The following is a 7,289-nucleotide window of genomic DNA, read 5'->3' as shown; positions in this document are numbered from 1 at the left end:
GGCGGCGTGGCGGCGCGGCTCCGGCTTCGCCGTGCGTTGACTTGCGCCTTGTGCGGGGGACACGCCGGGTGCGGCGCGCATTAGCCGCAAGTCGACGATGGGTGGGGCGCGCTGCGGCGGGGCGGCAGGGCACCGGGGCACCGCTCGCGTGCGTTGACTTGCGGCTTGTGCGGGGGACACGCCGGGCGCGGCGCGCATTAGCCGCAAGTCGACGATGGGTGGGGCGCGCTGCGGCGGGGCGCCGGGGCACCGCCCGCGTGCGTTGACTTGCGGCTTGTGCGGGGGACACGCCGGGGGCGACGCGCATTAGGCGCAAGTCGACAGAGCGGGCGCGACCTCAACGCGGGCGCGACCTCAACGCAGGCGCGCCCTCGACGGGCGCGCCCGCGGGGTCAGGGACGCGGGGCGTCGCCGGCGGGAGGGGTCGACGAGACCTGGACGCCGGTCTGGCGCTCGAGAAGGTCGCGGATCTGGATGAGGAGCTCGGTCTCGGTGGGCGCGGGCGGCTCTTCGACCACGCCGGCCTTGGCCGCCTGGATCTCTTTCCACTTGTTCATCGGGAAGACGAACACGAAGTAGACGACGATCGCGACCGCGAGGAAGCTGATGAGCGCATTGATCAGGCCGCCGACCGGGAACGTGACCGTGCCGCCGTAGAGGTCGGGCACGGGGAATCCGATCGCGCCGTCCTCCTGCGGCTTCCAGAAGATCGAGATGAGCGGCGTGATGATGCTGTCGACGATCGCGGTGACGACCGCGGTGAACGCCGCTCCGATGACGACGGCGACGGCAAGGTCGATGACATTGCCCCGCATGATGAAGTCTTTGAAGCCCTTGATCACAGGGTCCCCCTTGGTGTCGCCGACTTCCGCCGGTTATGAACCCGTCGATGCGGGGGAGGATTTCGCCTCCGGCTTCGATGATGCCGAAGACGACGACGCGGTGCCAGAAGACGAGCCGGAGTCACCGGAATTGCCCGACGTGCTTCCGCCGCCGGCCCGCGAGTCGGTGCGGTAGAAACCGGAGCCGTTGAAGGTCACGCCGATCGAGCCGTACTCCTTGCGCAGCGCGCCGCCGCACTCGGGACATTCGGTGAGCGTGGGGTCGGCGAAGGACTGGACGGCGTCGAAGCGGTGGCTGCACTGCTTGCAGGCATAGGCGTAGGTCGGCATGGGCTGCTCTCGGGTGGGATCTCAGCGTCGCTCGGGCGACAGGGTCAGGGTACGGGTGGGCGTCACGATGCCGGAGACGGGCTGGTCCAGCTCGTCGAAGGGAACCTCGTCGAGCACTTCGGAGTCGTACACGACGGCGTAGACGGGAGGACGCCGCTCCATCGAGCCGAGCGTCTTGTCGAAGTATCCGCGGCCCCAGCCCAGCCGCATCCCGTCGCGGGCGACCGCCGCGGCCGGGATGATCATGAGGTCGACGTCGTTGACGGCGATCGGCCCCAGCACTTCGCCGACCGGCTCCGGCATGCCGAACAGCCCCTCGGCGATGTCGCCGTCAGCCGCGGCGACCGACCAGTCGAGCAGGCCATCGGCGCGTGTGATGGGCAGCAGAACCCGGATGCCGCGGGCCACAGCCGCGTCGACGAACTCACGGGTTCCCGGCTCGGTCGTCGTCGACAGGAAGCACGACAGGCTCGTGGCGCCGAGCTCGGCCACGAGGGCGTCGAGCTGTGCGCTGATGCCCTTCGCCGCGGCATCCCGTGCACCGTCCGAGAGCAGTTGGCGGCGCTCGCGCAGGTCGGCGCGCAGAGCGCGCTTCGCGTCGACGAGGTCGGGGGCCATGCCCAGAGTCTAATCGCGGTGTGTCGTGCACCGGCCGGAGCCGCGTGACACCTGGTTCGCAGGTGCATGCTCTGCTCGGTTTGTCGGACGACCCCTCGCGGGACTTCCATCCTTTCCCCGATGGCACGGCGGGTCGAAGTCGGAAGGATGGGCGCGATACCCGAGATCGATCCCGTCGGCGTCCGGCTCGTGCGAGCCCCCGATGGCATACCGAGACTCTTTCAAGGAGGAGAGACCGATGAACAAGCGCGTAGCGGTGCTGGGCGGCGGAAACGGCGCCCACATGATGGCCGCAGACATGAAGCTTCGCGGACACGAGGTCCGCATGTTCGAGATGCCGGAGTTCGCCGGCCGTCTCGAGCAGCTCTTCGCGACCCGAACGGTCAAGGTCACGTCCGTCCTCAACGAGGACGTGCTCCTGGACGTCGTCACCTCTGACATCGACGAGGCCGTGTCGGGAGCCGACTACATCCTCGTCGTGACCCCCGCGTTCGCACACGCCGCATACGCCCAGCTGCTGAAGGGTCGGGTGAACCGCGACCAGATCCTCGTGTCGTTCCCCGGCGCCTTCGCGGCGCTGGAGTTCCGCAAGGCGCTCGAGGGCGAGGACTGCCCCGTCATCGCGGACGCCAACAACCTGCCCTACGACGTGCGGCTGAGCGGACCGGCCTCGGTCGCCCTGCACGGCTACAACGACATCAACATCGCGTTCCTGCCGGCCAGCAAGGGTCCCGAGCTGTTCGATCAGGTGCGCGAGGACCTCTTCCCCTTCACGCGGCTCTACGACGATGTGCTCGAGTGCGGCCTGAGCATCGTCAACCCCACGGTGCACACGGGGCCGTGCCTGCTCAACGTCAGCCACATCGAATCGCCCTCGCGCGAGTTCTTCCTCTACGAGCACGGGGTCACGCCGTCGTCGATGAAGGTCAACGTGCAGCTGGACCGGGAACGCAAGTCCCTGGGCGCGGCGCTGGGCTACCACCTGCGACCGGTCGAGGACTTCAGCGGCCTGCAGGAGGACTACACCTGGCAGGATCTGTACAAGGCTCTGCACGGCGAGATCGCGCTGACGCCGATCTCCGGGCCCAACAGCATCCACAATCGATACCTCACCGAGGACGCCCCCTACGGACTCGTTCCGTGGGTCGCGATCGCCGGCGTGTTCGGAGTCGACATGCCCCTGACCACGTCGATCCTCGCGGTGTACAACGTCATCCACGAGACCGATTGGTTCGCGGACGGGCTCGGCTTGGAAGAGCTGGGCCTGGACGGTATGGATGCCGCGGCGATTCGCCGCTACGTCACGACGTGTGAGAGGTGACCCGGTGAACACCAGAAAGACCTCGCGCCGCGTGCGCGTCGGCACGGTCGTGACCTTCATGGGCGCGATCGTGGCCTACCTGATCGGTTCGGGCTTCGCCACGGGCCAGGAGTCGATGCAGTACTTCTCGTCGTTCGGCGCCGCCGGCGCGACGGGTGCGCTGATCATCACGCTCGCCCAGTACGCGTATTTCACCATCGTCGCGCTGCGCGACGGGCGCAACCTGCGTCTGAAGTCCACGAACGAGATCTTCGAGTACTACTGCGGCAAGTACCTCGGCAAGTTCTTCGGCATCTTCGCGCCGGCCTTCTTCTTCTGCATGTACGCCGTCATGCTCTCGGGAGCCGGTGCGGCACTCGAGCAGCACTTCGGCTGGAACGTGCAGATCGGCATCTTCGCGATGGCGATCGCGACACTGCTCACGGTCATGCTCGGACTCGACGGGCTCGTCTCGATCATGTCGAAGCTCGGCCCGGTCATCGTCGCGCTGGCGATCATCGTCGGCATCGTCGGCATCGTGATGAACCCCGGCGGCATCGCGGATTCGAACGAGACCCTCGCCGACATCGACGTGCTGCAGGCCGCACCGAACTGGGCGATCTCGGGCTTCATCTTCCCGGGCATCGGCCTGCTCATGCTCGTGCCGTTCCTCGCGGGCATCGGCCGCAAGGCGCGCAACGACCGGGAAGCCGCCGTCAGCGGATTCGTCGGCGCGCTGACCTTCGTGATCGCCGTCGCGATCGTCGCCTTCGGCCTGCTCGCCAACATCGGCGAGGTGTACGACCAGCAGATCCCGATGCTGTGGATCGCCGACCAGGTGTTCGCGGGCTCCGGGCTGATCTTCTCGATCGTGCTGTTCGCGGGGATCTACACGACGGCCGTGCCGCTGCTGTGGGTCGCCGTCAACCGCATCGAGAGCAACGACAAGAGCACGCGTGCGCGCATCCTCGCCCTCATCGGCACGGTCGTCGCCGTGCTCCTCGCGCAGGTGCCGTTCGCGAACCTCGTGAACCTGCTCTACCCGATCGCCGGCTACCTGACGCTCATCCTCCTCGTGTGCATCGTCGTGCGGCAGATCCGCAACGCCCGGGCGCGGAAGAAGGGCATCGACGTGTACGACGTGCCCTACGCGCGGTACCCCGTCGACGAGCGCGCGTAGCGGACCACCGACGCCGAGATCAGGGCGCTGCACCCACCGGTGCGGCGCCCTGATCGTCGTTCGTGAGGGACGATGGATGCACCGGTGTCAGGAGGAGGACGGCGTGCAGGGTCGGCTGAAGGACGAAGTCCAGGTTCTCGTGGACCGGCTCGCCGCGAGCACGGCGCAGTCCGTCGCGATCGATGACCCCGACGGCCACATCATCGCGTTCAGCCGGCACTACGGCGACGAGGACGGCTACCGCCTCAAGCTCGTCTTGGAACGCGAAGTGCTCCCGGAGTACCGCGACTTCTTCGCACCGTACGTGCGCGGTCTCGTCGACGGCACGAAGCCGTCGCCCGTGCGGGTTCCCGCCGCCCCCGAGCTCATGGTGGTGGGGCGGATCGGCTACCCGATCCGGGCGAACGATCGCGTCATCGCCATCCTCTGGTTCATCGATCGCGGAGTCGACCTTCCGCACGCTACGATCCAGGACTACTGCGCCCTCTTCGCCGACCTGCTCGCCCAGAGACACCGCCGCGGGATGCCGCCCGCGCTGAGCGCGTCGGGTGAGAGCGTGCGCCGCCTGCTGACCGGCCAGGAGAGCGCGCTCGATGACATCACGTCGTGGCTCACCGACGCGGGGACGGGATTCTTCGTGCTCGCGAGCCTCGACGACCGACGGGCTTCCCCCGCCTCCCGCCGGGTGATCGAGCGGCTGCCCCGCGGGATCGCGAGCGGACGTCTGTCGATCGCGTGCCTGACACGGCTCGACGGCCTCGACGTCGCCGTCTACGGCGGCAGCTACGCCGATCCCGATGAGGCGGAGCGGGATGCTGCCGAGCTGATCGCGCACGCCGGGCGGGCGATACCGCCCGGGCACCGCGGCATCGGGCTCGCGGGCGTCGGCGAGCTTCCCGGCATCCGTCGTCTGTATGTCGAGGCGGCGCTCACGGCCTTTGTGACGCGGCATCTGCACCGGCGGACGCCGGTCAGTCAGGCCGAGACGATGCAGAGCCACCTCGCCGCCCTGTGCACCCCGCTCAGCGTGCGGGAATCGCCGGCCGTCGAAGCGCTCAAGACGCTGCTGCTGGACCGGGACGGGTTCGCGTTCGACACGATCGGCGCGTTCCTGCACTCCGACGGAACCCTGGCCGACGTCGTGGAGCAGCTGCGGATCCACCGGACGACGCTGCACTACCGGACGGCGCAGATCGAAGCGCGCACGGGGCTGGACGTGCAGGTGCCAGCGGAGATGTTCCTCGCCGCGGGCGTGTGGCTGAGAGTCGCGGCGGACCGGTCGAAGCTTGCACACCTGCTCGCGCAGCGGTAGGGGCCGGGACGATGTCGGACGCGCCGGTAGAGTAGCGGGCATGTCGCAGAAGACCTTCAAGGCCGTCATTCCCGCCGCCGGGCTGGGGACGCGTTTCCTCCCCGCCACGAAGGCGATGCCGAAAGAGATGCTGCCCGTCGTCGACAAGCCGGCGATCCAGTACGTCGTCGAAGAGGCCGCCGGTGCCGGCATCGACGACATCCTCGTGATCATCGGGCGCAACAAGAACGCGATCTCGAACCACTTCGACTCGGTGCCCGAGCTCGAGGTCAAGCTCAAGGACAAGGGCGACGACGAGCGCCTGCGCCGCGTGCTCGAGTCGAGCGACCTCGCCGACATCCACTTCGTGCGGCAGGGTGAGCCCAAGGGGCTCGGCCACGCCGTGCTGCGTGCCCGCGCCCACGTGGGCGATGCGCCGTTCGCCGTGCTGCTCGGCGACGACCTCATCGATGAGCGAGACGAGCTGCTGACGCGCATGCTCGCCGAGCACGAGCGCACGGGCGCCGCGATCATCGCGCTCATGGAGGTCGATCCCGACAGCATCCACATGTACGGTGCCGCAGCCGTCGAGCACACCGACGACGACGATGTCGTGCGCGTGACGGGCCTGGTCGAAAAGCCTCCGCGCGAAGATGCGCCCTCGAACCTCGCCGTCATCGGGCGGTACGTGCTCGCTCCGTCGGTGTTCGACATCCTCGAGCGCACCGAGCCGGGCAAGGGCGGCGAGATCCAGCTCACCGACGCGCTGCAGGAGCTCGCGGCCGACCCGGACGGGCCCGGCGTGTACGGGGTCGTGTTCCGCGGTCGCCGGTACGACACCGGGGATAGGCTGGATTACATCAAGGCCATCGTGCAGCTCGCGGCCGACCGCGAGGATCTCGGTCCCGAGCTGCGTCCGTGGATCAAGGACTTCGCGGCGACACTCTGATCGCCGCCGGGTAGAAGGAGTCGGATGGATCTCACGACTCCACGAGCCCACGGACCGATCTCGATCCGGCTCATCCGCCAGCGCGACGCGCGCACGCTGCAGCACGAGCTGCTGAGCAACCGGTCGTGGCTGCGCCCGTGGGAGGCCACGAACCCCGACGGCGCCGTGTCGTTCGACATGCGGCTCGGAATCCGCCGGCTGCTGCAGCAGTATCGCGACGGCGCCGGTGTGCCCTTCGTCATGGAGTACGACGGTGAGATCGCGGGGCAGCTGAACGTGTGGGGGATCGCGCGCGGCTCACTCGCGACCTCGACGATCGGCTACTGGGTGAGCGAGCGCTTCGCCGGTCTGGACATCACGCCGACGTCGGTGGCTCTGGCCACGGACGTGTGCTTCACCGACCTGGCGCTGCACCGCATGGAGATCTGCATCCGTCCCGAGAATCGGGCGAGCCTGCGCGTCGTCGAGAAGCTGGGCTTCCGCTACGAGGGCCTGCGACGCCGGTACATCCACATCGACGGCGACTGGCGCGACCACTACGCCTTCGCGCTCGTGCGTGAAGAGGTGCCCGAGGGCGTGCTCCGCCGCTGGGTGTCCGGCCGTGCTCCCGCCGACGCCGCGACCGTCCCGCCCGCCGACCGCCTGCACGCCTGACCCGCCCGCCGCGCGCCGCTGCGCGGCGCTCGGACGCGTTCGCCGAGGCGGCGGCTCGAGGCTGCGGCATCCGCTCTTCTTGACCGCGAGACTGCAACGGCGCGCCGAGACCGTGGGGTCCACCC

At 68.7% G+C, this 7,289-nt stretch carries 8 protein-coding genes; 5 read left to right on the top strand and 3 right to left on the bottom strand.

Features of this window, described 5'->3' with window-relative positions; genetic code table 11:
* Positions 1–392: 392 nt before the first annotated feature.
* Genes mscL through ACFC3F_RS14805 form a run of 3 tightly spaced genes read right to left on the bottom strand, consistent with a single transcriptional unit; the run spans position 393 to position 1,790 of the window.
* Positions 393–842 (bottom strand): large conductance mechanosensitive channel protein MscL, encoded by a 450-nt coding sequence (gene mscL, locus ACFC3F_RS14815; protein WP_376131409.1) that lies wholly within the window; start codon positions 840–842, stop codon positions 393–395.
* A gap of 33 nt (positions 843–875) precedes the next feature.
* On the bottom strand, positions 876–1,172 hold the full coding sequence (locus ACFC3F_RS14810) for an FmdB family zinc ribbon protein (protein ID WP_376131406.1): 297 nt from the start codon (positions 1,170–1,172) through the stop codon (positions 876–878).
* Between the two features lie 21 nt (positions 1,173–1,193).
* Positions 1,194–1,790: a 5-formyltetrahydrofolate cyclo-ligase gene (locus ACFC3F_RS14805; protein ID WP_376131404.1), complete on the bottom strand. Its 597-nt coding sequence runs from the start codon at positions 1,788–1,790 to the stop codon at positions 1,194–1,196.
* Between the two features lie 238 nt (positions 1,791–2,028).
* Here ACFC3F_RS14805 and ACFC3F_RS14800 point away from each other — a divergent pair, with 238 nt between their 5' ends.
* The 5 genes from ACFC3F_RS14800 (at position 2,029) to ACFC3F_RS14780 (ending at position 7,164) form a co-directional block, all read left to right on the top strand.
* A complete protein-coding gene (locus ACFC3F_RS14800; protein ID WP_376131402.1) occupies positions 2,029–3,111 on the top strand; it encodes an NAD/NADP octopine/nopaline dehydrogenase family protein in 1,083 nt (360 codons plus the stop codon).
* Between the two features lie 4 nt (positions 3,112–3,115).
* Positions 3,116–4,270: a hypothetical protein gene (locus tag ACFC3F_RS14795; protein WP_376131399.1), complete on the top strand. Its 1,155-nt coding sequence runs from the start codon at positions 3,116–3,118 to the stop codon at positions 4,268–4,270.
* A gap of 76 nt (positions 4,271–4,346) precedes the next feature.
* Complete coding sequence (locus tag ACFC3F_RS14790; protein WP_376131396.1) at positions 4,347–5,582, top strand: helix-turn-helix domain-containing protein; 1,236 nt, start codon at positions 4,347–4,349, stop codon at positions 5,580–5,582.
* Between the two features lie 40 nt (positions 5,583–5,622).
* Complete coding sequence (gene galU / locus ACFC3F_RS14785) at positions 5,623–6,510, top strand: UTP--glucose-1-phosphate uridylyltransferase GalU (RefSeq protein ID WP_376131393.1); 888 nt, start codon at positions 5,623–5,625, stop codon at positions 6,508–6,510.
* Between the two features lie 24 nt (positions 6,511–6,534).
* Positions 6,535–7,164 (top strand): GNAT family N-acetyltransferase, encoded by a 630-nt coding sequence (locus ACFC3F_RS14780; RefSeq protein ID WP_376131390.1) that lies wholly within the window; start codon positions 6,535–6,537, stop codon positions 7,162–7,164.
* Positions 7,165–7,289 lie beyond the last annotated feature (125 nt).

The organism is Microbacterium sp. NPDC055910, from assembly GCF_042271185.1.
Lineage (GTDB): Bacteria > Actinomycetota > Actinomycetes > Actinomycetales > Microbacteriaceae > Microbacterium.
The sequence above is the reverse complement of the archived record's forward strand: the minus strand, read 5'-3'. Positions and strand labels throughout refer to the sequence as shown.

Bases quoted from the DNA above. Each gene is read 5' to 3' on its own strand.
- ACFC3F_RS14790 (WP_376131396.1), top strand. From the start codon at position 4,347: ATGCACCGGTGTCAGGAGGAGGACGGCGTGCAGGGTCGGCTGAAGGAC.
- ACFC3F_RS14805 (WP_376131404.1), bottom strand. From the start codon at position 1,790: ATGGCCCCCGACCTCGTCGACGCGAAGCGCGCTCTGCGCGCCGACCTG.
- ACFC3F_RS14810 (WP_376131406.1), bottom strand. From the start codon at position 1,172: ATGCCGACCTACGCCTATGCCTGCAAGCAGTGCAGCCACCGCTTCGAC.
- ACFC3F_RS14800 (WP_376131402.1), top strand. From the start codon at position 2,029: ATGAACAAGCGCGTAGCGGTGCTGGGCGGCGGAAACGGCGCCCACATG.
- ACFC3F_RS14780 (WP_376131390.1), top strand. From the start codon at position 6,535: ATGGATCTCACGACTCCACGAGCCCACGGACCGATCTCGATCCGGCTC.
- galU (WP_376131393.1), top strand. From the start codon at position 5,623: ATGTCGCAGAAGACCTTCAAGGCCGTCATTCCCGCCGCCGGGCTGGGG.